Here is a 23,900-nt window from a genome sequence, read left to right on the forward strand (position 1 = left end):
GTTCTTGCTTTGTTCTTAAATTAAATGAACAACCTTTCATTATGAATTTCTCTTCCTTATATTTGCAGCAGAAAGGAAGAATCATGTCGACCCGGATTGCAGCAGTTCCTCGCACCGAACAGAGCGCAGTTATCACCAAGGCGACACTGCGGGCCGCCGAACGACTGGACGTGACGGCGCGGGTCTTGTCGATGGTCATCGGTGTGTCGGAGGCTACCGTCTCGCGCATGCGCAAGAGCGAGTTCCTGCTCGACAAGGGTTCCAAGCCGTTCGAACTGGCGGTCTTGTTCATACGCCTGTTCCGGTCGCTCGACGCCATCACCGGTGGCGACGAGACAGTGGCTCGTGCATGGTTGCGCAACGCCAACACAGCGCTGGGCGGCAAGCCGCTGGAGAAAATCCTGACCGTTACCGGACTTGTCGATGTCATCGCCTATCTGGACGCCCGCCGCGCTCTCGTCTGAGGCAATCGGCCTCGGCGGACAATGCTGGCGCATGGTCGAGGCGCAGCACCATGTCTCCACGCTGAAGCTTGTCGACACACTGGATGAGCAGACACTTCTCGAAGAGCTGATCGAGGACACCAAGCCGCATATCCCTTTCGAATGCCGGCACCTGCACTATCTGCTCGCCACGCCGTTCCGTTACGGTTCGGTCTATCCTTACGGCTCGCGTTTCCGCCGTGCCGGTCGAACGCTTGGCGTCTACTACGCCGCAGAGACCATCGCGACAGCAGTGGCGGAGATGTCGTTCTACCGGCTGCTGTTCTTCGCGGAATCCCCCGAAACACCCTGGCCGCGCGACGCCGCCGAATACACTGCCTTTTCAGCCACGTTCAGCACCGACAAGGCGCTGGATCTCACCAAACCGCCGCTGCTGCGCGACGCGGTCGCATGGACGCATCCAACCGACTATGCGGCCTGTCAAACCCTGGCGGATAGCGCACGAGAGGTGAGCTTCAAAGCTATCCGCTATCAATCCGTACGGGACCCGGAGGGCAAGAATCTCGCGCTGCTCACCTGCACGATCTTCGGCAAGCCGGAACCGACGGAGTGGCAGACCTGGCGCGTACGCCTCAGCGCTTCCGGCATGCAGGCGCTATGTGAATTCCCATCGCGTCGCATAGGCTTCGATCGCACCGCCTTTGCCGGCGATCCACGGCTTGTCGCGTTAAAATGGGATCGCGGCAAAGGCTGATCGCGTCGCTTCCGCTTCGGCGATGACCCAGTCGCGGAAAAGCCCGATCTTTCGCGACTGTCTGCGCGACTTCGGGTAAACGAGGCTATAGCTGCGGTCGTCGCGTCCGAGATGATCGAAGGGACGTATCAGGTGGCCGCTTTTCAGTTCCTCGGCGAAGAATATCGGCATCACCATCGCAACGCCCTGCCCCTGAAGAGTCAGGCCGACATCGATCGTCTGAACACCAATCACCAGATCCATGCGGTTGTCATCGCCGCCTTTCTCCACGCCGGCGCCCAGGAGCCAGCGCGCCCACCAGCTCTGGGCACCGAAGCGACGGACTTTCAAAAGGTCGGCGGGATGCACGATGGCATGCCGTTCACGATATTCGGCTGTACAGACCGGTGCATATTCCATTGGAAACAGCGAAAAGACCTCGTGCTCGGGCAGCACGCTATCGCTGCCCCGGATCATCACGTCGATGTCTTTCCCGGCAAAATCGAAACTGTCATTCGATGTATGCAGCTTGATCCGGATCTCCGGGTTGGCAGCCTGAAAAGACGGCAGGCGAGGCACGAGCCAGGTGGAAGCGACAGTCGGCAGGGTCGATATGATCAGGTGGAGATCAGGCTTTCTGGCTACCTCGACAAAGGCTGATCCAAGCAGATCCAGAGCTTCGGTGACCTTTGGCGACAGTTTGCGGCCGGCAGCTGTCAGCGTGACCTGCCTCGGCTCGCGCACGAACAGCGGAACGCCGATGCGCTCCTCCAGCAGCTTTATCTGATAGCTGACCGCCGCCTGCGTCATGCCGAGCTCTTCGGCCGCGCGCGTAAAGCTTTGATATCTGGCGGCGGCCTCGAAGGCCCGGATGGCGGCAATAGGCGGCAGCTTCATGCCGATACATAAGCATTCTTTATGGCAGATTGCGATAATTCGCTTTGTCAGACCAGGCGATACCCACCATCTTTGCTTTTGCACGATTTGCCGAATCCAGAGGCCAAGATGAAAGCGCTGTTGGGAAGACTTATCGCCGGGTTGGCCTTTTCTCGCCGCGGTATTGCCGGCGTGCGCCGCTTCGACAGCGCCGGTTCCTTCAACTGGATGAATGACGCGCAGTTGCGCGACATTGGCCTGTGGCGAGGCGATGAGCAAACCTATCTGCGGCTGCGCGAACCACCTGCTCTCGAGGTCCTGTTTCCCGGCACAGGCGGAACGCCGGTCGGCGAGAACGGCAACACCCGCTCCGGCCCCATGAAGCCACGCCTGGGCGTCAACAACGACACGCAGGTCGGTTGATCACATAAAAAAAGGCGCCGGTTTCGACGCCTTTTCCCTCCATGCCGTCCAATGGTCTTATTCAGCCGCCTGGGTATGCGGCTGGCGGACATGGCTCTTCTTGAGCAATTCCGACACCAGGAACGCCAGTTCGATCGACTGGTCGGCATTGAGGCGCGGATCGCAGTGGGTGTGATAGCGATTCTGCAGATCCTCCGCCATGATGGCGCGGGCGCCACCGGTGCACTCGGTGACGTTCTTGCCCGTCATCTCGATATGGATGCCACCGGCATGCGTACCTTCCGCCTGATGTACTTCGAAGAAGGTCTGCACCTCTTTCAGGATGCGCTCGAACGGCCGTGTCTTGTAGCCGGCGGCGGTGATGGTGTTTCCGTGCATCGGGTCACACGACCACACCACGCTGCGGCCGGCATTCTTCACCGCGCGCACCAGCTTCGGCAGATGGTCGACAGCCTTATCGGCACCGAAGCGCGCGATGAGCGTGAGTCGGCCCGGCTCGTTTTCCGGATTGAGCAGGTCGATCAGTTCCAGCAAGCCGTCCGGCGTCAGCGACGGGCCGCATTTCAGGCCAAGCGGGTTCTTGATGCCGCGGCAATATTCAATATGCGCGTGATCTGGCTGGCGAGTGCGGTCGCCGATCCAGATCATATGGCCGGACGTGGCATACCAATCGCCGGAGGTGGAGTCGACGCGGGTCAGCGCCTCTTCGTAACCCAGCAGCAGCGCTTCGTGGCTGGTGTAGAAATCCGTTTCGCGCAGCGCGAAGTTGGTTTCCGAGGTGATGCCAACCGCCCGCATGAAATCCATGGTTTCGGTGATGCGGTTGGCGAGCGCCTCGTATTTCTCGGCCTGCGGGCTATCGGCAACGAAGCCAAGCATCCAGCGATGCACGTTTTCCAGGCTGGCGTAACCGCCCTGGGCGAAGGCACGCAGAAGATTGAGCGTCGCCGCCGATTGACGATAGGCCATTTCCTGGCGGGCGGGGTCCGGCACGCGTGATTTCTCGTCGAATTCGATGCCGTTGATGATGTCGCCACGATAGCTGGGCAAGGTGAGTTCGCCCTTGGTCTCATTGTCGGATGAGCGCGGCTTGGCGAACTGACCGGCAACGCGGCCGATCTTCACCACCGGCTGCGATCCCGCGAAGGTGAGCACGACCGCCATCTGCAGAAACACGCGGAAGAAGTCCCGGATGTTGTCCGCGCCATGTTCCGCAAAGCTTTCCGCGCAATCGCCGCCCTGAAGCAGGAAAGCCTCACCATTGGCCACGGCCGCAAGCTGCTTCTTCAGCTTGCGGGCCTCCCCGGCGAAAACCAGCGGTGGAAAGCTGGCAAGGCGTGCCTCGGTCTCCTTCAGCGCGGCAAGATCCGGATAGGCGGGAACCTGCTGGATCGGCTTCGCTCTCCAGGAATTCGGGGACCACTTTGTCATTTTGTCGCACCCAACGCGCTTTTCACGCTTCGGCACCATCGCCCAAGCCCTTCGCTCCCCATAAAGGAGATGCGGCTCCATACAGGAAGCCGGTTTCCTATTCTACCCCGGATTTGGCAGGGACGCGAACGGCTTATGTGCTCCTCTTGAGGCCTACGCCATTTGCGCTAGGGGCCTCAAATCAGCTGTCTGGATAAGATCTCACCGGAGCGTCACTGTGGCCGATAGGCCACGCAGGTGAAGCCAATCACAGACCCTTGCACGGCATTTGCCGAGAATGTTAACGGAAAATGATCAATTGGTGTTACTCTGTGTAACAAAACTAGAGAGGTTTGGGCGGGAAGTGATTCGGGTCGACCGACCGAAACATTCAATGCTGAGACGGCGGCGCCACGATCCGGCAGCACCGTCAACCCAGACGCCGGTTTCATCGATGCGCGGTTTCTGGGGCCTTATGCGGGCCTACTGGTTCTCGGACCGGTGGCAAGAAGCATGGGCGCTAGCCGCCATCATCGCTCTGTTGACGGCGCTCTCCAGCAAAACAGGCGTATGGTTTGCGATAGCATCAGGCGAACTGGTCAACTCCATCGCCTTCTTCCACGATGCGGCCAACACCACGCCCCTCACCTCGCTGCTGAGCAATGCGGGCTGGCTGGTTCTGCTCGTTGTCATCAAGGACGTTGGCATCACCGGCACCCGCACGCTGGTTTCGGCGACGCTGCATCGCAAATGGCGTGGCTGGCTGAACGGCCGCTTCAATGATGCCCTGCTCGATGCCAACCACACGCATTTCCATGCCCAGAACGGAGCCGAAGGCAGCGGGCCCGACAACATCGACCAGCGTGTACAGGAATCGGTCAAGGACATGACCGGCGGTGCCATCGGGCTCGCCATGGGCGTGCTGGCGGTGGCTACTTCGCTGTTCTTTGTCGGCCAGAAGCTGATCGCGGACTCTACTGAAGTCGCAGGCCTGGAATTCCTGGGCGATTATGGCAGCGCCGTACTCGCGCTGGCTGCGGTTGCGGTCTATGTCCCGTTCAATACATGGATCGCCATGAAGCTAGGCGGCATGCTTGAGCGGCTGTCTGTCAGGATGCAGCAGGCCGAAGGCAGCTATCGCGGCGAATTGACGACGCTGTTGCGCCGCTCCTTCCACGTCGCCGCCGCGCGAGGCGAGGAGGTGCAAAAGGCCATGCATGGCCGCCTCTATCAAGATATCGATCAGACATGGGGACGCCTGAATCGCGTAAACGCCGGCTATTCGTCTTTTGAGCTGGTCTACAATTTCATCGGCGCCCGCATCGTTGCCTATGGACCGGGCCTCATCCCGTTCATTCACAACAAGGTCGACCTCAAGGGCTATATAACCGGCGCCGAACTGGTCAATTCGCTGATCAGCCAGTGTTCATGGTTTATCCATGTGATGCCGGCGATCGCAGCGCTCAGGGCCAACAGCCGCCGCGTCATCGAACTGGCCGAAGCCATCGAAAACGTACAGCAGCCAGCCGATTTCTACCGCCAGAGCGGTCACTCTGACTTCCGCTACACGCACCAGAACCCGGTGTTTGGCCTGACCATCCAGCATCTCGAACTGATGCAGAGAGGCGTCGATGCCGCCCCCTTCGTGACGACGGAAAGGCTGCGCTTCCGGCGCGGCGAATGGACCTTCCTCAAAGGCGAATCCGGCAGCGGCAAAACCTCGCTTATCAAAGCGATCAACGGCCTGTGGCCTTACGGACGCGGCACAGTCGTCTTCCCGGAAGGTGTGAAAACCTTCTATGCGGCGCAGGAGGTGAAGCTGCCGCCGGTCTCGCTGAAGGAACTGGTCTGCCTGCCTGATTCTCCGGACGACCATTCCGACACCAAGGCCGCCGCCGCCCTGCACCGTGCCGGGCTGGGCGAATTCATCGAATATCTGTCCGAAGGCACGCGCGACAATCACAGCTGGGACCAGATCCTTTCTGGCGGCCAGAAGCAGAAGTTGATCGTTGCCCGTATCCTTTTGCAGCAGCCGGGCCTGCTGTTCCTGGACGAAGCGACAGCTGCACTGGACCCGGACGGCAAGGTCGCCTTCCACCAGGCGATCAAGGACAATTGCCCGGACGTTATCGTCATCAGCGTGATGCACGAGGCGATCCCGCCGCGCTCGGCGACCGGCGAGGAATTCTACAACAGCGTGCTTAGCATCGCCGATGGTGTCGCCACCAAGAAGCCGCTCGTCCCGACCCTGCCACGGGAAATCACCACGATCCTTGCCAATCCACCTGCTCGGCCAATCGCCAGGACGCCTATGCTGGAGGATGGCTGGGCCCGCATTACCCGCATGCGGCTCAGGCAGAAATAACAGCTCGACTGCAAGTCATTTCAATCGCTTTGGCTTGACTTCTTCCGCTGGCAAGCTGGTGGCTGCTCTGCTGGTCCTCAAACCAGTAGGGGTGCCCGAGGGCAGTGAATTCATCGTTCGTCATCATCTTGACTTTGACGTTCACGTCAATGGTAGCGTTGGCTTCGATCATGGGAGGCAGGATCGATGACACCTTCCCTCGCGCAATCCGCCCAAGCCGACGCGCACCAGAACGCTCTGGAAGTGCGCAAACGCGATATCCGCTTTGAGGCTGACGACGGCTTTCCTCTCGCCGGCACGTTGTTCGAAGGCGACGGGCAGAAGCCACTCATCCTGATCTCATCTGCCACCGCAGTACCACGCGGCTTCTATGCCGCCTTTGCCACGGCGGCTGTAAAGGCCGATGCGCGCGGCGTTCTCATCTATGACTATCGCGGCACAGGCGACTCCATCCGCCCCAGGAGCTGGTCGAAGCGCATCGGCATGGCCGATTGGGCACTGCACGACATGCCGGCGGCAGCCAAGACGCTCGACGCGATTGCCCCCGGGCATCCCATGGTCGGCGTTGGGCAATCCTATGGCGGCCAGGCACTGGGTTTGAGCGGCATTTCCGACCGATTCGCCCGCTATGGGATGGTTGCGGTCATGTCGGGCTATCACCGAGGCCTTGACGACAGATGGGCGGGGCCGCGCATGTTCCTGCTTGGCGTGCCGCTTTCCCTCCTGTTTCGCGACATGCCGAAATGGATGCGTCTCGGTGAACCGATCCCTGCGACGGTTTTCCGCGACTGGGCACGGTGGTGTTCGATGCCGGACTATTTCTTCGACGATCCCGATCTCGAGGAAACCGCACGTTTTACCAAGGTGCACACGCCCATCCTGTCTCTGCGCATGACAGACGATCCATGGGGAACGGAACGTGCCGTGGTTTCGCTGATGAAGCACTACGACCATGCGCCAATCTTAAGGCGCTGGATTTCGCCGAAGGACGCAGGCAGTCCCATCGGCCATCTCGGTTTCTTCCGGTCGCGCTTCGCCGAGACGCTGTGGCCGCCATTTCTGGCCTGGTTGCTCGATGGCACGGAATTCACCGCAGGCAGTCCACCGACACAATAGGCCTAGAAGCGCACCGCCTGCCCTCATACCCTTTGACCGTGCAGACAAAAATGCTAGGAGCCCGGCAACGAAGGCGCGGAGCAACGAATTCCGACCATGGATGCCAGGCAGTTGAAGATCGAATCCGCGAGGGCAGCCCTTGCCCATGTCACGGATGGCATGCGGCTGGGCATCGGCACCGGCTCGACGGCGGAGGAATTCGTCCGTCTGCTGGCCGAAAAGGTCGCGACGGGCCTTTCCGTCATCGGCGTGCCGACCTCCGAACGGACGGCCGCGCTATGTACCGAACTCGGCGTACCGCTGGCGACGCTCGAGGAGATGCCCGAACTCGACCTCACCGTCGATGGCGCCGATGAAATCGATCCTGAACTCACCCTCATCAAAGGCGGCGGTGGCGCCTTGCTGCGTGAAAAGATCGTAGCCGCAGCCTCACAGCGTATGATCGTGATCGCCGACCGTTCGAAGCTTGTCGATACGCTCGGCCGCTTTCCGCTGCCCATCGAGGTCAACCGCTTCGGCCTGCGCGCCACGGAGATCGCGGTTGCCGCGGCGGCACGCGAACTCGGCCTTTCAGGGCCGATCACATTGAGGATGACGGCGGGCCAGCCATTTGTTACAGACGGCGGTCATTTCATCCTCGATGCATCTTTTGGCCGCATTCCGAATACAAGAGCGCTATCGAATGCCCTGCATGCCATTCCTGGCGTGGTAGAGCACGGTCTTTTCATCGGGCTGGCGTCCGCGGCGGTCGTTGCAGGTGCCAATGGCATCGAAACTGTCCACGCACCCCGATAAACAAGGGAGTCTTTCCGATCATGATGTTGAATAACCGGGTTCGTCGTCTTTCCATGATGCTGGCGACCGCTGCTGTCGTTGCCTTTGCAGCTCCTTCCTTCGCCCAGGAAATCTCCGAATCGCACCTCAAGGCGGCACGCGCCGCCGTAGGCGCCATTCGTGCGACCGACCCGTTCGACAGCATCCTTCCGCAGGCGGCTGCCGCCCTCGAGGCACAGTTGATCCAGAAGAACCCCGACCTGCAGGAACTGATCAGTCAGACGATCAATGCCAAAGCCCTCGCGCTGGCCTCGCGCCGCGCCGATCTGGAGAAGGAAGCGGCGACAGCCTATGCCAAGGTGTTCTCCGAGCAGGACCTCAACAACATCGCTACCTTCTATCAGTCCGAGACCGGCAAGAAGTTGCTCGACAGCGGCCCGATCGTGACGCGCGAGCTCGTGAAAGCTGCTGAAATCTGGCAGAACGGCGTCGCCCGCGACCTCGCCCAGCAGGTTGGCGAAGCGCTGCAGGCTGCGGCAGGCGCCAAGGCTCCCACCCCGACCCCGACCGACGGAACCGCTCCGGCAGAGGGTGCCGCGCCAGCCGGTGGAGTAGCTCCGGCCGAAGGTGCCGCACCGGCGGATGGCAGCGCCAACTGATCGCGGCCTGTCAGTGCGACTGGATCAAAAGCCCGGCCACGACCGGGCTTTTCTTTTGGCGATTCGACGCCTACCTGTGACCTGCGTCGCACAAGGAACCAGGATTTCGCCATGAGCGCTTACGACTACGACCTTTTCGTTATCGGCGGCGGCTCGGGCGGCGTGCGAGCGGCACGGGTGTCGGCGGCGCTTGGCAAGAAGGTCGGCGTCGCCGAGGAATACCGTTTCGGCGGCACCTGTGTGATCCGTGGCTGCGTGCCGAAGAAACTCTTCGTCTATGCCTCCCAGTTTCCGGAGCATTTCGAGGATGCCGCCGGTTACGGCTGGACCGTGCCGCAGGCGAGTTTCGACTGGCAGACATTGATCGCCAACAAGGACCGTGAGATCGCAAGGCTGGAAGGACTTTACGCCAAAGGCGTCCAGGGCGCCGGCGGTGAAACCTTCCAGACCCGCGCCACCCTCATCGACCGCCACACCATCAGGCTCGAGGCAGAAAACCGCACCATCACTGCCGACCAGATCCTGATCGCCACCGGCGGGCGCCCGGCCGCACATCCGGCACTGCCTGGCCATGAGCACTGCATCACCTCCAACGAGGCGTTTCACCTGGCCGAACTGCCGAAGGCGATCGCCATCGAAGGCGGCGGTTACATAGCAGTCGAATTCGCCAACATTTTCCATGGGCTTGGGGTGGAAACGACCCTGATCTACCGCGGCACGGAAATCCTCAGCCGCTTCGACATGGATCTGCGCCGCACCTTGCACGAAACCATGGAAAAGAAGGGCATCCGCATCCTCTGCCGCACTGTTTCCGAAGAGGTGAAGCGCCGCCCCGATGGTCGGCTCGACGTGCGGGTGACGGGAGGTGACGTGCTCACCGTCGATCAGATGATGCTCGCCATCGGTCGGCAACCGAATACCGAAAAGCTGGGCCTCGAGGTTGCTGGCGTTGAGCTGTCGCCGATTGGCGCGGTCATCGTCGACCAGTATTCCCGCACCAATGTCGACAACATCTGGGCGGTGGGGGACGTCACCAATCGCGTCCAACTTACCCCTGTCGCCATTCACGAAGCGATGTGTTTTGTCGAGACGGCCTTCAAGAACAATCCGATCTCACCGGATCACGACACCATCGCCACCGCGGTGTTCTCGCAGCCGGAGATCGGCACCGTAGGCCTTTCCGAAGACGACGCCGCCAAGCGTTTCGACGAACTGGAAGTCTACCGCGCCGTCTTCCGGCCGATGCGCCACACGCTGGCCGGGCGAGACGAAAAGATGCTGATGAAGCTGGTGGTGGATGCACTGAGCCGCAAGGTGCTCGGCGCGCATATCCTCGGCCCCGATGCCGGCGAGATGGCGCAACTTCTCGGCATTCCGATCAAGGCGCGCCTGACCAAGGACGATTTCGACCGCACCATGGCTGTGCACCCGACTGCAGCCGAAGAGCTCGTCACCATGTACAAACCCACCTACCGCGTCAAAAACGGCGAACGGGTCGATTAGCGCCTCGCTACCCGTTCGTTGCCGGCGGAAATCAGTCCGCCCACTCTTGACTGTAGAGAAGCACGGGATAGTTTAAGGACAAAATACCGGCCTTGTTAGCCGGACGGCAAGCGTGCCTCGTATGCCTCGCCCGACGGCGATGGCTGCGGGGCATTTTTCGTTTTTGGGGGGTATCGCTGGTGAAACGCCGCGTCGAGATCGGCATTCTGTATTCCCGTTCCGGGAATTACCAGCTCGTCTCGGAAGCCTGTCATCGCGGCGCCATGCAGGCCGTCGCCGCGATCAACGCCGACCCTTTTTCCCCCATAGAGTTCGTTCCTATCGAACGCGACCCGCAAGGCAACGCAGACCGCTATGCGACGCTCACGGAAGACATTCTGCGCAATTCAAGCGCCCGCCACATCATCGGCGGCGTGACTTCCTGGAGCCGCAAGGAAATCATTCCGGTTCTCGAAAAAGCGGGCGGCACGCTCTGGTATGCGTGCCCTTACGAAGGCTTCGAGGCCAATGAGCATGTCGTCTACATGCATGCATGCCCCAATCAGCATCTCGTGCCGCTGCTCGGACACATCATACCTCTTTACGGCGCCAACGGCTTCCTGACCGGCTCCAATTACATCTGGGGCTGGGAAACCAATCGCGTGGCCCGCGATCTGATTGCCGATGCCGGCGGACGGGTGCTTGGCGAACGCTACCTGCCGCTCGGAGAAACAGACGTATCGCGGCTGATCGAAGAAATTCGTGCAACGCGACCGGACTTCATCCTCAACAATCTCATCGGCCCCTCCTCCTATGCCTTCTTCCAGGCCTATGCGGAAATGTCGCGGCAGGACGATCATTTCACGCCTCAGCGCTGTCCGATCGTCTCCTGCAACCTGACCGAATGCGAGCTGCCGGCTATTGGTGCCGCCGGCGACGGTCATCTTTCCGCCGGCCCCTATTTCCATGACGCTTCCGTCAAGGAAGTCTGGCTGGTTGGCCAACCCGAACATGACGGTTCGCGGCCCTCCTCCTTCCAGGCCTCTGCCTATGCTTGCGTGAAGGTTCTGGCATCGACCCTCGCTTCAAACGGCGACGCCAGCCCGAGCGATCTGTCCGCCGCCTTTGCACAGAACAGCTTCAACACGCCATTCGGCGCGATCAGCATCGATCCACAAACGCAGCATGCGACGCTGCCCGTCGAAATTGGCCGTATCGCCAATGGCGGCTTCGAAAAAGTCAGCATTGCCAAGACAGTCGAGCCAGACCCTTACCTGTCGCGTTATGACCGCGCCAAGGTATTCGGCCGTCGCAAGCTGAAGGTGGTGTCATGAAGCGCGCCGCCCGCATTCCCATTCTTGGTGGTGCGAAAGCTTTCGTGCTGCATCGGCCGCATGCCAACCTCAACGCCATCCTACGCCAGCTTTCCGCTATCGGGCTTTCCGCCACCGATTGCTGGCCGGAACTGCCGTCGGAGGCGCTCGGTGCGGATTTCGTCTTCTTCGATGTCGACCTCGGCTTCGACGAGCAGTTTCCCTGGGTACCAGGCGAAGCGCCGATGCCGATCATCGCGCTGATCGGCTCCGAAGCACCGGGGCGCATCGAATGGGCACTGTCGCACAATGCCGATGCCCAGCTTTTGAAACCGGTCGGCAATTCCGGTGTCTATTCGGCGCTGTTGATCGCCCGTCAGAGTTTTGCCGCGCGTCGGCAGCTGGCCGACGAGATTGCCACGCTGCAGGCGCGCGTGGCCGAGCGCCAGACCATTGTGCGCGCCGTAGCAGCCTTGTCCAGCCAGGGCATCGACGACGAGCGCGCTTATGCGCAACTGCGTTCGCTCGCCATGAGTTGGCAGGTGAACCTCGAAGACGCTGCGCGCCGGGTTGTCGCCATGACCGAACAGGAGGGCGGCATTGACCACCCCTATCGCGCCTGACGCGCCGATCACGGCACCCATGCCGGCGAAACGTCGGGTGGGTGTGCTCGGTCGGCTGCTGAAACGGCCCCTCGCCGTCATCGGACTTATCATCATCGCCGTCACTGTTCTCGGCGCGATCTTCGCGCCATGGCTGACGGCCTACGATCCCAACGAACAGCTGTTTGACGGGTTGACGCTCGAAGGCGCACCGCTGCCGCCCAATGCCGCGTTCTGGCTGGGTACCGATCTGCTTGGAAGGGATCTTCTGACCCGCATCCTGTACGGCGCACGAACCTCGCTCATCATCGGCATCGTCGCCAATGGGGCTGCCCTGTTCATAGGAACGCTGGTCGGGGTCACCGCCGGCTACTTCCGTGGCTGGATCGGCGGCACGCTGATGCGGTTCACCGACCTGATGATGGCCTTTCCGGCACTGCTGCTCGCCATCTGCCTCGCCGCCGTCTTCCAGCCGAGCCTGTGGATCGTCGCCATGGTCATTGCCCTGGTGAACTGGGTACAGACTGCTCGCGTCGTGTTCACGGAAACCAGTTCCCTGGCCGAGCGCGAATTCATCGATGCCGAGCGCACCATCGGCGCCAGCACACCGCGCATCCTGTTCCGCCACATCCTGCCGCACCTTCTGCCCACCATCATCGTGTGGGGTACGCTCGGCATTTCGACCACGGTGCTGCTGGAAGCAACGCTGTCCTACCTCGGCATCGGCGTACAGCCGCCCACCGCGTCCTGGGGCAACATCATCTTTGAGAACCAGACCTACTTCCAGGCTGCCCCCTGGCTGGTCTTCTTCCCGGGTGCGGCCATCCTTGCCCTGGCGCTCGCCTTCAACCTGGTTGGTGATGCGCTGCGCGACATTCTCGATCCGACGCAGAGGGGACGGGCATGATCGCTTATCTTACCCGCCGCCTGATCCAGGCCGCACTCATTCTTCTCGGCGTCTCGATCATCACCTTCGCCCTGCTTTATCTGCTGCCGGCCGATCCGGTGCGCCAGATCGCCGGCCGCAGCGCCACGCCGCAGACAGTGGAAAGCATTCGCCAGCAACTCGGTCTCGACCAACCGTTTGTCGTGCAGTACTGGCGCTATCTCACCAATCTGCTCTCGGGCGATCTCGGCCGCTCCTACATCCAGCGCTCCGAAGTCACCGAACTGATTGTCTCGCGCCTGCCGGCAAGCCTCATTCTGATGGTGGGTGCGATCCTGTGCGAACTGGCGATCGGCCTGACTATGGGTCTGATCGCAGCCGCGAAACGCGGCAGTGCCACCGACCAGACATTGATGGTCGGTTCCTTCATCGGTGTCTCGGCGCCGCAATTCGTGGTCGGCCTGCTGCTGCTCTACGTCTTTGCCGTCCAGCTCGGCTGGTTCCCGATCGGCGGTTACGGCACCTGGCAGCACGCGGTGCTGCCCTCGCTGACGCTCGGCATCCTCGGGGCCGGCTGGTACTCGCGCATGATGCGCTCGTCGATGATCGACGTGCTGCGTCAGGACTATATCCGCACCGCTCGCGCCAAAGGGCTCGCGCGCCACGCCATCCTTTTCCGCCACGCGCTGCCCAACGCCATCCTGCCGGTCGTCGCCATGATCGGCATCGACATCGGCCTGTTCATGAGCGGCATCGTGGTCGTGGAAAGCGTCTTCGGCTGGCCGGGCATCGGCCAACTCGCCTGGCAGGCGATCCAGCGTGTCGACATTCCAATCATCATGGGTGTGACGCTGGTTTCAGCCTGCGCCATCGTGCTGGGCAACCTGCTTGCCGACATCGTCGCCCCGTTCATCGATCCGCGCATCAAGCTGCGCTGACAACAGCAACCAACGACAAACAAGACAAGAAGGGAACAGAACATGAAGAAATATCTGGCCTCAACCGTAGCCGCCTCGGCGCTGGCGCTGGTGCTTGGCCTCGCGCCCGCATCCGCCGATGAGAAGCTCGACCCGAACGCCAAGCAGGGCGGCGCCATCACCATCACCTACAAGGACGATGTCGCAACACTCGACCCGGCGATCGGCTATGACTGGCAGAACTGGTCGATGATCAAGAGCTTGTTCGACGGCCTGATGGACTATGAACCCGGCACAACCAATCTGCGGCCTGAACTTGCCGAAAGCTACGAGATCTCGCCGGATGGTACGACCTTCACCTTCAAGCTGCGCAAAGGCGTGAAATTCCATAATGGCCGCGAGATGACGGCCGACGACGTCAAATATTCGCTCGACCGCGTCACCAATCCGAAGACGCAGAGCCCCGGCGCCGGTTTCTTCGCCTCGATCAAGGGTTACGAGGACGTAGCAGGCGGCAAGGCCGAAAGCCTGGCCGGCGTCACTGTGGTCGACCCCGCGACCGTCAAGATCGAACTGTCGCGGCCGGACGCCACCTTCCTGCACGTGATGGCGATCAATTTCAGCCATGTCGTGCCGAAGGAAGAGGTCGAGAAATACGGCGCCGACTTCGGCAAGCATCCGGTCGGCACCGGTGCCTACAAGCTTGGCGAATGGACGCTCGGCCAGCGCCTCGTGTTCGAGCGCAATGCCGACTACTGGCACAAGGGCCTGCCCTATCTCGACAAGATCACCTTCGAGATCGGCCAGGAGCCAATCGTGGCGCTGCTGCGCCTGCAGAAGGGCGAAGTCGACGTGCCGGGCGACGGCATCCCGCCAGCCAAGTTCCAGGAAGTGATGGCCGATCCCGCGCAAAAGGCGCGTGTGGTCGAAGGCGGCCAGTTGCAGACCGGCTACGCCACCATGAACACCACCATGGCACCGTTCGACAATGTGAAGGTGCGCCAGGCCGTCAACATGGCCATCAACAAGGAACGCATCGTCAAGATCATCAACAACCGTGCGGTACCGGCCAACCAGCCGCTTCCGCCGTCGATGCCTGGCTACGACAAGAACTTCGCCGGCTACAAATACGATGTCGAGAAGGCCAAGGCGCTGCTTGGCGAGGCCGGTCATGCGGATGGCTTCGAGACACAACTTTTCGTCATGAACACCGATCCCAATCCGCGCATCGCCCAGGCGATCCAGCAGGATCTCGCAGCCATCGGCATCAAGGCGTCGATCCAGTCTCTGGCGCAGGCGAATGTGATCGCGGCCGGCGGCGACAAGGCCGGCGCTCCGATGATCTGGTCGGGCGGCATGGCATGGATCGCCGACTTCCCCGATCCATCCAACTTCTACGGCCCAATCCTGGGCTGTGGCGGCGCCGTTCAGGGTGGTTGGAACTGGGCCTGGTACTGCAACAAGGATCTTGATGACAAGGCGGCCAAGGCCGACTCCATCGTCGACCCAGCCAAGGCCGACGAACGCTACAAGCTGTGGGGCGAGATTTACGCCAAGGTCATGGAAGACGCGCCGTGGGCGCCGGTGTTCAACGAACAGCGTTTCACCATGCGCTCGCCACGCATGGCGGGCGACGACAAGCTCTACGTCGACCCGGTCCATATCCCGATCAACTACGACTATGTGTATGTGAACGATGTGCAATAACTGCAACTATACGATCCACGGGCGTCATCATCATTTCGGCTGGGACAATTCCTTCGTCCCGGCCGAACGGGTGGAACCCGGCTCCACCATCGAGTTCAACTGCCTGGATTCCTCCGGCGGCCAGTTGCAGCCCGACAGCACGGTCGCGGACATCGCCCGGCTCGACTTCGGCAAGATCAACCCTGTAACCGGGCCGATCCATGTCGAAGGGGCGGAACCTGGCGACGCGCTGAAAATCACCATCGAGCAGTTCAAACCGTCCGGCTTCGGCTGGACGGCGAACATTCCGGGTTTTGGCTTGCTTGCCGACGACTTCAAGGAGCCGGCTCTGGCAGTTTGGAAGTATGACGTCAATTCGCTGGAACCGGCGCTGTTCGGCAAGAATGGTCGTGTGCCGCTCAAGCCCTTCGCCGGCACCATCGGCAATGCGCCGGCGCAAAAGGGCCTGCATTCCGTGGTGCCGCCGCGTCGCGTCGGCGGCAATCTCGACATCCGCGACCTTGCCGCGGGCACCACGCTCTATCTTCCGGTAGAAGTGGCCGGCGCGCTGTTCTCGGTGGGCGACACGCATGCCGCCCAGGGCGACGGTGAAGTCTGTGGCACCGCGATCGAAAGCCCGATGGATGTCGTGCTCACCCTTGATCTGGTCAAGGATGCCCGGCTGAAGATGCCGCGCTTCACCACGCCGGGTCCGGTGACGCGCCACCTCGACGCCAAGGGTTACGAGGTCACGACCGGCATCGGGCCCGACCTGATGACGGGCGCCAAGGAAGCGGTTGCCCAAATGGTCGACCTGCTCGCGGCCCACTACCAGATGGATCCGGTCGATGCCTATATGCTGGTTTCGGTCTGTGGCGACCTTAGGATCAGCGAGATTGTCGACATGCCGAACTGGGTGGTGTCGTTCTATTTCCCGCGTTGCGTGTTCGAATGATCGCAGCCGCGGGTATAAAGGCAGGCGCGGCAACTGCCGCGCCTGAAGATCCAGAGAGGAGGCCGGTGCTAACCGTCTCTGGCCTTACTGTTTCCGTACGCGGGGAAGAGGGCGAACGGGCGGTGGTCTCCGATCTCTCCTTTACGCTGGCTCGCGGCGAAACGCTGTGCATCGCAGGCGAGTCCGGTTCCGGCAAATCAATGACCTCGCTGGCGATCATGGGGCTGTTGCCGCAACCGCAAGCACGCGTTTCGGCCGGCTCGATCCGGCTCGGCGATCTCGACCTCACGGCACTCAGCGAAAAGCGCATGCAGGCGGTTCGCGGCAACCGCGTCGCGATGATCTTCCAGGAACCGATGACCTCGCTGAACCCGGTTCTGTCGATCGGGCGCCAGTTGATCGAAGCAATCGAGGTCCATACCAACTTAAGCGGAGGCGATGCACGTGCCCGCGCCATCGAAGCGCTGAAGGCAGTCCGCATTCCCGAAGCCGAGAGCCGGCTGAAACAGTTCCCACACGAGCTTTCCGGCGGCATGCGCCAGCGCGTCATGATCGCCATGGCGCTGGCCTTGAAGCCAGACGTGCTGATCGCCGACGAGCCGACCACGGCACTCGATGTCACGGTGCAGGGCGAGGTTCTGGAATTGCTGCGCGATCTTCAGCGCGAGCAAGGCACCGCGGTGATCCTGATCACCCACGACATGGGCGTCGTCGCTGAAATGGCGGATCGGGTGATCATCATGCGCAATGGCCGCATGATCGAGCAAGGCACCATCACCGACATCTTCGAGCGGCCGCAGGTCGACTACACGCGCGAACTGCTTGGCGCCGTACCCAGGATGGGCTCAGGGCGCGCCGTGGCATCGGGCAAGTCGGCGGAACCGGCAAAACCTGCCGCTGTTGCCGAAGTCCGCGAACTCCATGTGCGTTTCGACCTGCATGGCGGTTTCTTCGGCCGCGTCACGCGCCGCGTTCACGCCGTGGAAGGCGTCAGCTTCTCGATCGCGCCGAATGAAACCCTGTCGCTGGTGGGCGAATCCGGCTGCGGCAAATCCACAACCGCAAAGGCACTTGCCGGGCTCCTGCCCTATAGCGGCGACATTGCCATAGGCGGGCGTAATCTTGCAGGATTGGGTCGAGACGAGCGCAAGGCGGTGCGCCGGGACATCCAAATGATCTTCCAGGACCCGTACGCCTCGCTCGATCCGCGCATGCCTGTCGGCGATCTGGTCGCGGAGCCTTTGCTGATCCATGGGATCGGCACTCCAAAAGAACGGACGGACCGCGTTGCGGCACTGTTCGAGCGTGTCGGCCTCACCGTCGACCAGATGGAGCGTTATCCGCATGAGTTCTCGGGCGGCCAGCGCCAGCGCATCTGCATCGCGCGCGCATTGGCGCTGCGGCCTAAACTGATCATCGCCGATGAAAGCGTTTCGGCACTCGATGTTTCGGTTCAGGCGCGCGTGCTGAAACTCCTCAAGGAACTGCAAAGCGAGTTCGGCGTCGCCTATCTTTTCATTTCGCACGACATGGCTGTGGTCGAGAACATTTCCGACAAGGTGGCGGTGATGTATCTCGGCCAGATCGTGGAGATGGGCAGGAGCGAGCAGGTTTTCGCCAATCCGCGCCATCCCTACACGAAACGGCTGATCGAAGCGGTTCCGGTGCCCGATCCCGCTCGTCGGCGGACACGGTTCGCCCGACTGGACAGCGAGATCGCAAGTCCGGTTCGTCGGGTCGGCGACCCACCCGCGAAACTGCTGCTGCAGGATGTCGGCGACGGCCATTTGGTCGCAGCCCACTAGGCTGCAGCCGGTCACACTGCTTGTATCGAGGCGAGCGAACGGCTATCGCCTGCTGCGACTGCAACTACGGACTGGATCATGAAGCGCCCCATCATCGTTTTCGACCTCGACGGAACGCTTGTCGACACCGCTCCCGACCTGCTCGACAGCCTGAACCACAGCCTGGTCGATGGCGCGCTGGAGAGCGTGGACTATATCGGCTTCAAACGCTTTGTCGGCCAGGGAGGTCGCGTCATGATCGAACGCGCCTATGCGGCGCAGCGCAGGGCATTGGCGGTGGAAGAGCTCGACCGCCTGCTCGGGCTGTTCATGACCCACTACACCCAGAATATTCCCGGCAAGTCCCTGCCCTATCCAGGTGTCGTAGACGCGATCGGCCGGCTGGAGGAAGCAGGCTATGTTCTCGCAGTCTGTACAAACAAATACGAAGCGAACTCAAAGGCTTTGATCGAAGCGCTCGGGTTGAACGACCACTTCGCCGCGATCGCCGGCCAGGACACTTTCGCCTTCCGCAAGCCGGATCCGCGCCATCTGCTCGAAACCATCGCCTTGGCCGGCGGTGACCCGGAACGCGCTGTCATGGTCGGCGATTCGCAGACCGATATCGATACCGCCAAGGCAGCTGGCATCCCAGTGGTGGCTGTCGATTTCGGCTACACCGACCGCCATGTCAGCGAATTCGAGCCATCCGTCGTCATCTCGCACTTCGACGAATTGACCCCTGCCCTCGTCGAAAAACTGATCGTGGCGGCGCGCTGAAAAATCTTTTGCCGTATCCGCGCTTTCGTGGCCTGGAAGCGCGGATGGGACGGTTGACTTCCGACCATCACCCACCTTATATCGCGGCGCGCTTGGCCTTCGGGCATGGAGCGGGCGATTAGCTCAGCGGGAGAGCACACCCTTCACACGGGTGGGGTCGTAGGTTCAATCCCTACATCGCCCACCATTCCGCTTTACCTGGATCTGCCACCTCCCATCACATCTTTCTCATGCCGTACGCATTGATGTCGTGCGTCGGTCACACATCAGCATGGGCTATCTCTTTGCGCGGGGTGGCGGCTTGAGGAGACATGCCTCCAATCCGCAAACTACATCAGGTAGCAGAACATCGATCGGAATCTCGCTGTGAACACCTTCAAAGTGGCCGAGATACGTGTTGGGAAAGCAGTTCCGTACGGTCCTGCCGGAAAGTTCAGCGCGATCGACAAACAGCTTGTTCGAGGATCAATCCATGCGGGACCGCTCGGCCTTGACGGTGACGAACAAGGTGACCGCACGCTGCATGGCGGACCGAACAAGGCGCTCCACGCCTACGCCCGCTCACATCTGCCCCGATGGGCCGCGGAATTGCCGCATCGCGCGGACCATTTCCAGGCGGGTGCGTTTGGAGAGAATCTGGTCATCGACGACGTCACGGAGGCCGATTTCTGCCTCGGCGACCGCTGGCGGTTGGGCGAGGCCTTGCTCGAAGTCAGCCAAGGCAGGCAGCCCTGCTGGAAGCTCAACCTGCGTTTCGACCTGCCGGACATGGCGCGCCGCGTGCAGGATACCGGACGCAGCGGCTGGTATTTCAGAGTGCTGGAGGCCGGCGCGATCACTGCGGGCGATCAAGGCATGTTGATTGAACGACCGCATTCGGACTGGTCGATCGCCCGTGTCTCCCATCTTCTCTACCACGACCGCATGAACCGGCCGGCGCTTGTCGAACTGGCTGCCCTGCCCGGCTTGACGGACAGCTGGAAACGGCTGGCTGCCGCCCGCCTGGCATCCGGTCAGACCGAGGACTGGTCGCGCCGCATCGAAACGCCGACGGAATGAACGCCGGTCCAGATTGCCGGTTTGACCGACTAGCCCATGGGACCACGCACCGCTGCAACCGCTTCCAATGCCTGCTGCAGGCGGTCATCGCGGCCATAGACGTCGTCGTAGTACTCGACCTTACCGGACATGTCGGGCCAGGCGGTGAAATAGGCGACGTAGACCGGGATCTTGCGGCTCACCTTCTCGGACGAATGCCCCTTGGCCAACTTGCCGGCGACATAGTCGACCGACGTGCCAAGCACGGCGGCAGCCATGCCGCGTGGATCCTGCAAGCGCACGCAGCCATGGCTCAACGCTCGATTGTCGCGCTGGAAGAACGCCTTCTGCGGCGTGTCGTGCATGTAGATGGCATGCTTGTTGGGGAACAGGATCTTCAGCTCGCCCAATGAATTGGCCTCGCTTGGCTGCTGGCGCACATTGTAGGGGATTTTTGCGCCATAGGCGCCCCAGTTGACCGCGGAAGACGGGATGCGCTTGCCGCGCGAATCCGTCACTTCGTAACCGGCACGGTCGAGATAACCAGGATCGCGGCGCAGCCGCGGCAGCATCTCATTGACCAGGATCGACTGCGGCACGCCCCAATAGGGATTGTAGTCTACCTGTTCGATCTCGTCGTAGAAGAAACTGGTCTGATTGGCGACCTTGCCGATAACGGTGCGCGTCCTCAGCTTCTCTTCGCCACCTTCGATGTAGCTCGCGCTGAAGGATGGCTGGTTGATGAAGACACGCGGATCTCCAAGCTCGGACGGATGCCAGCGCAGTTCCTCAAGTGCATATTGCACCTTGGCTATGCGGTCGGCTTTCGAAGTGCCGGCAAGCGCTGCGACCGTGCGTGGGCCGATGACGCCGTCGTCTTTCTCCCCGGCCTTCTTCTGCGCCGCCTTGATGACCGGCACCAGTTCGGGAACATAGACCTCGCTGGTAACGAGCATGGCCAGCACCTCACCGTAATCGCCGCCCATGTCGTCATCGAGGTCATGCGCGATCAGCGACAACAATTTGGGCAGTTCCGGGCTGGTTTCGCCCGGCTTCAGCTTGAGCTTGGAATCGACGACGACCTCGTTTTCCTCGCTCGCCTTGAGCGCCTCGAGCTCGACGCGGAGTGCCTGGTATTCGGCGTTCTGTGGATGACGCGATTCCAGATAGGTGCCCACCTCCTGCGTGCGTTCGAGCGTCTTGAGCACGCCTTCACGATCGAGCGGTTTGGCCGGAAAATCGTAATAGCCGGAGATGCGGTTCGGATCGATGCGGCCGTCCTGCGCGTCGTCGACATAACGCAACACGCGCGCCGAGAGCGCCATCTCGAACCGAATCATCTCCTTCGCGCGTGTCGCCGTGTCGACGGAACTGAATGCCGGCACATCGACGAGATAATCCTCCGGCGCCAACCCATAGGTTGCGGCATCGCCCAGCACGCGCATCGCCTGCCTGGCCCGTTCGTTCGGCTCGCCGTCGGTCACCCAGATGAAATCGGGATTGGCGGCGTAGTAGGCGGTCAGGGCCTTCGCGTTCGCCGCCTCGGCACGCAAGTCATAGTCGGCCAATCCGGCCAGCGCCTCGTGGAAGGCATCGGCTGCCTGCGCTGGTTCGAAGGCTGCATTCTGCGGCACTGCCGACAACGGCGAGAAATCGACCTTCACCAGTGGATCGGCCTTGTAAGTGTTGTAGGTCGGCCCGGTGATCTTGGCTATGGCCACGGCCTTGCGGGTCTTGGGCGGGGGCGGGAACTCGCTGCGTCTCTGCGCAGGACGCCTGTTGGGAGCGCTATAGTCGCCGTCGCGCATCGACGGCGACTGGTGGCGCACGCCACCGCCGAAGAGCATATCAAACAGGCCCTCGGCATTTGCCTGCGGAGATCCCAGCAACGTCGCAGCCAAGGCAGCAAACGGCAGCAACGCGGATCTCTTCGCGAACGACTTCATGGACCACCCTCTCCGACCCGCCCTCGGGCTCCGAATACCGCCGCGAATGTCGTGATCATTCGCATAGCGGTTCTGTGACAGGATGATAGCGTTTCACGCGCATTTGTTTAAGCCTTCGTTAAACAAGTCGAGATCAGCCGATCACTTCCACAAAGACAGTGTGGCGGCACGGAAACGTTCCGCACCGCCACAATAACGAAAATCGATGGAAAGCGGTTGCGTCAGGTGTTGGCGCCGCCGTCGATCGTGAACGCAGAACCGGTGACAAATCGGCTTTCAGGGCCGGCGAGCCAGGCAACGAGACCCGCGATTTCCGCCACATCGCCGAAGCGCGGTGTCGCCATCTTCTGGCGCTGATGTTCGGCATGCGGACCGTCCGCCGGGTTCATGTCGGTGTCGGTAGAGCCCGGATTGACGACATTGGCGGTAATGCCACGAGGGCCGAGGTCGCGCGCCAACGCCTTGGTAAGACCCACCAAACCGGCTTTGCTGGCGGAATAAGCTGCTAGTCCCGGGTCGGTAATCCGGTCAGCCAGGTTGCTGGAGATCGAGATGATCGAACCGCCCTCGCCCATCAGGGCAGCGGCAGCCTTCGACGCCACGAAGGGTGCACGCAGGTTGACCTCGATCGATTCGTCGAAATCGGCGAGCGACAGACTGTCCAGCGGTTCGGCGCGCCAGATGCCGGCACTGTTGACCAAAATGTCCAATCGGCCGAGAGCCTTGGTTGCCTCCTTTACCGAACGTTCGACGGCATCGGCGTCGCGATTGTCAGCCTTTATCGCGAGCGCGCGACGACCGCCTGCCCTGATCTCCGCCACGACTGCCTCGGCCTTTTCGGCACCGTTGACATAGGTGATCGCCACATCCGCGCCCTCGGCGGCGAGCCGGCGGGCGATCGCCGCGCCGATGCCCCGGCTACCGCCGGTCACCAGAGCCGTCTTGCCTTGCAATTTGGTGGAAGTCATCGACATTTTCCTTTCTGTAACGATCGATACAGAAATACCTGACAAGGTTGCACGGAGCCGTCAAGCGATTTATGTATTGATTAATACAGAAATGGAACTCCCATGGCGGACCGCGGACGTCCACGCAGTTTTGATCGCACCGAGGCCCTCGAGCGGGCCATGCAGGTGTTCTGGAAAAAGGGCTATGAAGGCGCATCGCTGAACGACCTGACAGCGGCGATGGGCATAGGCTGCCCCAGCCTCTATGCTGCCTTCGGTAGCAAGGAGAATCTCTTCCTCGAGGCCATCGCTCACTACGAAAGCGTAGTCGGCACCGAAATCTGGGAAGCGATCGAAAAGGCACCGACAGCGCGCGCGGCTATGCAAGATTTCCTTCATGCCACGGTCGAGGCTTATTCCAGCACCGATTCGCCGCGAGGCTGCCTGATCGCACTGGGCGCACTGCATCAAGATTCCAGTTCCGGCAGGATCTGTGCGGATCTGCGGCGCCGCCGCGCGGAAAATATCGATACCTTGCGCCGCCGGTTGCAGCGCGGAGTGATGGAGGGTGACCTACCCGCTGCTTTCGATTGCAATGCAGCCGCCCTGTTCTACGCCACGACCCAGAACGGCATGTCGATCCTCGCGCGCGACGGCGCATCTCGAGAAGCTCTGGCTGCCGTCGCCGAGGGGGCCATCGCCGCTTTCCAGCCATTGGCGGACAAGGCCAATATCCGAGCGCCTCATGGCCCGTGACAAAGCCGC

At 61.5% G+C, this 23,900-nt stretch carries 23 protein-coding genes and 1 tRNA gene; 19 read left to right on the top strand and 5 right to left on the bottom strand.

Going from position 1 to position 23,900, the window contains the following annotated elements:
* Positions 1-83: 83 nt before the first annotated feature.
* Both AO692_RS26110 and AO692_RS26115 read left to right on the top strand, forming a co-directional pair.
* Positions 84-464 carry an MbcA/ParS/Xre antitoxin family protein gene (locus AO692_RS26110; protein ID WP_054312994.1) on the top strand — a complete coding sequence of 127 codons (381 nt, stop codon included), beginning with the start codon at positions 84-86 and terminating at the stop codon, positions 462-464.
* A complete protein-coding gene (locus tag AO692_RS26115) occupies positions 424-1,197 on the top strand; it encodes an RES family NAD+ phosphorylase (protein ID WP_054312995.1) in 774 nt (257 codons plus the stop codon). The genes AO692_RS26110 and AO692_RS26115 overlap by 41 nt, the downstream gene beginning before the upstream one ends.
* On the opposite strand, the gene AO692_RS26120 is transcribed toward AO692_RS26115, so the two are convergent.
* On the bottom strand, positions 1,171-2,331 hold the full coding sequence (locus AO692_RS26120) for a LysR substrate-binding domain-containing protein (protein WP_152979973.1): 1,161 nt from the start codon (positions 2,329-2,331) through the stop codon (positions 1,171-1,173). The genes AO692_RS26115 and AO692_RS26120 overlap by 27 nt on opposite strands.
* On the opposite strand from AO692_RS26120, the gene AO692_RS32940 reads away from it, so the two are divergent.
* A complete protein-coding gene (locus tag AO692_RS32940) occupies positions 2,296-2,475 on the top strand; it encodes a hypothetical protein (RefSeq protein WP_152979974.1) in 180 nt (59 codons plus the stop codon). The genes AO692_RS26120 and AO692_RS32940 overlap by 36 nt on opposite strands.
* A gap of 57 nt (positions 2,476-2,532) precedes the next feature.
* Here the strand turns inward: AO692_RS32940 and AO692_RS26130 are convergent, their stop codons facing one another.
* Positions 2,533-3,906 (bottom strand): 3-deoxy-7-phosphoheptulonate synthase class II, encoded by a 1,374-nt coding sequence (locus AO692_RS26130; RefSeq protein WP_054313040.1) that lies wholly within the window; start codon positions 3,904-3,906, stop codon positions 2,533-2,535.
* A gap of 433 nt (positions 3,907-4,339) precedes the next feature.
* On the opposite strand from AO692_RS26130, the gene AO692_RS26135 reads away from it, so the two are divergent.
* Complete coding sequence (locus tag AO692_RS26135; protein WP_054313041.1) at positions 4,340-6,250, top strand: ABC transporter ATP-binding protein/permease; 1,911 nt, start codon at positions 4,340-4,342, stop codon at positions 6,248-6,250.
* Here the strand turns inward: AO692_RS26135 and AO692_RS26140 are convergent.
* On the bottom strand, positions 6,237-6,422 hold the full coding sequence (locus tag AO692_RS26140) for a hypothetical protein (protein WP_054312998.1): 186 nt from the start codon (positions 6,420-6,422) through the stop codon (positions 6,237-6,239). The genes AO692_RS26135 and AO692_RS26140 overlap by 14 nt on opposite strands.
* A 14-nt stretch (positions 6,423-6,436) precedes the next feature.
* On the opposite strand from AO692_RS26140, the gene AO692_RS26145 reads away from it, so the two are divergent.
* From AO692_RS26145 to AO692_RS26210, 14 genes are all read left to right on the top strand, one after another.
* Positions 6,437-7,366 carry an alpha/beta fold hydrolase gene (locus AO692_RS26145; protein WP_244483495.1) on the top strand — a complete coding sequence of 310 codons (930 nt, stop codon included), beginning with the start codon at positions 6,437-6,439 and terminating at the stop codon, positions 7,364-7,366.
* 96 nt (positions 7,367-7,462) lie between these two features.
* Positions 7,463-8,161, top strand: a complete 699-nt coding sequence (rpiA, locus tag AO692_RS26150) for a ribose-5-phosphate isomerase RpiA (RefSeq protein ID WP_054312999.1) — start codon at positions 7,463-7,465, stop codon at positions 8,159-8,161.
* Positions 8,162-8,181: 20 nt separating this feature from the next.
* Positions 8,182-8,799, top strand: coding sequence for a DUF2059 domain-containing protein (locus AO692_RS26155; protein WP_054313000.1), 618 nt, complete (start codon positions 8,182-8,184; stop codon positions 8,797-8,799).
* 111 nt (positions 8,800-8,910) lie between these two features.
* Positions 8,911-10,302 carry a glutathione-disulfide reductase gene (gene gor, locus AO692_RS26160; RefSeq protein WP_054313001.1) on the top strand — a complete coding sequence of 464 codons (1,392 nt, stop codon included), beginning with the start codon at positions 8,911-8,913 and terminating at the stop codon, positions 10,300-10,302.
* A 179-nt stretch (positions 10,303-10,481) separates the two neighbouring features.
* On the top strand, positions 10,482-11,615 hold the full coding sequence (locus AO692_RS26165; RefSeq protein WP_054313002.1) for a transporter substrate-binding protein: 1,134 nt from the start codon (positions 10,482-10,484) through the stop codon (positions 11,613-11,615).
* Positions 11,612-12,217 (top strand): ANTAR domain-containing protein, encoded by a 606-nt coding sequence (locus AO692_RS26170; protein WP_054313003.1) that lies wholly within the window; start codon positions 11,612-11,614, stop codon positions 12,215-12,217. Before AO692_RS26165 ends, AO692_RS26170 begins: the two co-directional genes overlap by 4 nt.
* A gap of 19 nt (positions 12,218-12,236) precedes the next feature.
* Positions 12,237-13,103 (top strand): ABC transporter permease, encoded by an 867-nt coding sequence (locus tag AO692_RS26175; RefSeq protein WP_200911788.1) that lies wholly within the window; start codon positions 12,237-12,239, stop codon positions 13,101-13,103.
* A complete protein-coding gene (locus AO692_RS26180) occupies positions 13,100-14,020 on the top strand; it encodes an ABC transporter permease (protein WP_054313005.1) in 921 nt (306 codons plus the stop codon). The genes AO692_RS26175 and AO692_RS26180 overlap by 4 nt, the downstream gene beginning before the upstream one ends.
* A 42-nt stretch (positions 14,021-14,062) precedes the next feature.
* Positions 14,063-15,706, top strand: coding sequence for an ABC transporter substrate-binding protein (locus tag AO692_RS26185; protein ID WP_054313006.1), 1,644 nt, complete (start codon positions 14,063-14,065; stop codon positions 15,704-15,706).
* Positions 15,696-16,640 (top strand): acetamidase/formamidase family protein, encoded by a 945-nt coding sequence (locus AO692_RS26190; RefSeq protein WP_054313007.1) that lies wholly within the window; start codon positions 15,696-15,698, stop codon positions 16,638-16,640. Before AO692_RS26185 ends, AO692_RS26190 begins: the two co-directional genes overlap by 11 nt.
* Positions 16,637-18,445 (top strand): ABC transporter ATP-binding protein, encoded by a 1,809-nt coding sequence (locus tag AO692_RS26195; protein WP_082407564.1) that lies wholly within the window; start codon positions 16,637-16,639, stop codon positions 18,443-18,445. Before AO692_RS26190 ends, AO692_RS26195 begins: the two co-directional genes overlap by 4 nt.
* A gap of 78 nt (positions 18,446-18,523) precedes the next feature.
* Positions 18,524-19,204 (top strand): phosphoglycolate phosphatase, encoded by a 681-nt coding sequence (locus tag AO692_RS26200; protein WP_054313008.1) that lies wholly within the window; start codon positions 18,524-18,526, stop codon positions 19,202-19,204.
* Between the two features lie 112 nt (positions 19,205-19,316).
* Positions 19,317-19,391, top strand: a tRNA-Val gene (locus tag AO692_RS26205).
* Between the two features lie 179 nt (positions 19,392-19,570).
* Positions 19,571-20,263 carry an MOSC domain-containing protein gene (locus AO692_RS26210; RefSeq protein ID WP_054313009.1) on the top strand — a complete coding sequence of 231 codons (693 nt, stop codon included), beginning with the start codon at positions 19,571-19,573 and terminating at the stop codon, positions 20,261-20,263.
* A gap of 29 nt (positions 20,264-20,292) precedes the next feature.
* Here AO692_RS26210 and AO692_RS26215 read toward each other — a convergent pair whose 3' ends face one another.
* Together AO692_RS26215 and AO692_RS26220 are read right to left on the bottom strand one after the other, a co-directional pair.
* Positions 20,293-22,188: a murein L,D-transpeptidase gene (locus tag AO692_RS26215; RefSeq protein ID WP_054313010.1), complete on the bottom strand. Its 1,896-nt coding sequence runs from the start codon at positions 22,186-22,188 to the stop codon at positions 20,293-20,295.
* A 221-nt stretch (positions 22,189-22,409) separates the two neighbouring features.
* Positions 22,410-23,156, bottom strand: a complete 747-nt coding sequence (locus AO692_RS26220; RefSeq protein WP_054313011.1) for a 3-oxoacyl-ACP reductase family protein — start codon at positions 23,154-23,156, stop codon at positions 22,410-22,412.
* 102 nt (positions 23,157-23,258) lie between these two features.
* On the opposite strand from AO692_RS26220, the gene AO692_RS26225 reads away from it, so the two are divergent.
* Positions 23,259-23,891, top strand: a complete 633-nt coding sequence (locus AO692_RS26225; RefSeq protein ID WP_054313012.1) for a TetR/AcrR family transcriptional regulator — start codon at positions 23,259-23,261, stop codon at positions 23,889-23,891.
* The last annotated feature ends 9 nt before the right edge of the window (positions 23,892-23,900 follow it).

The sequence above is a fragment of the Mesorhizobium sp. 1M-11 genome (assembly GCF_001303895.1).
Taxonomy (GTDB): Bacteria; Pseudomonadota; Alphaproteobacteria; order Rhizobiales; family Rhizobiaceae; genus Mesorhizobium.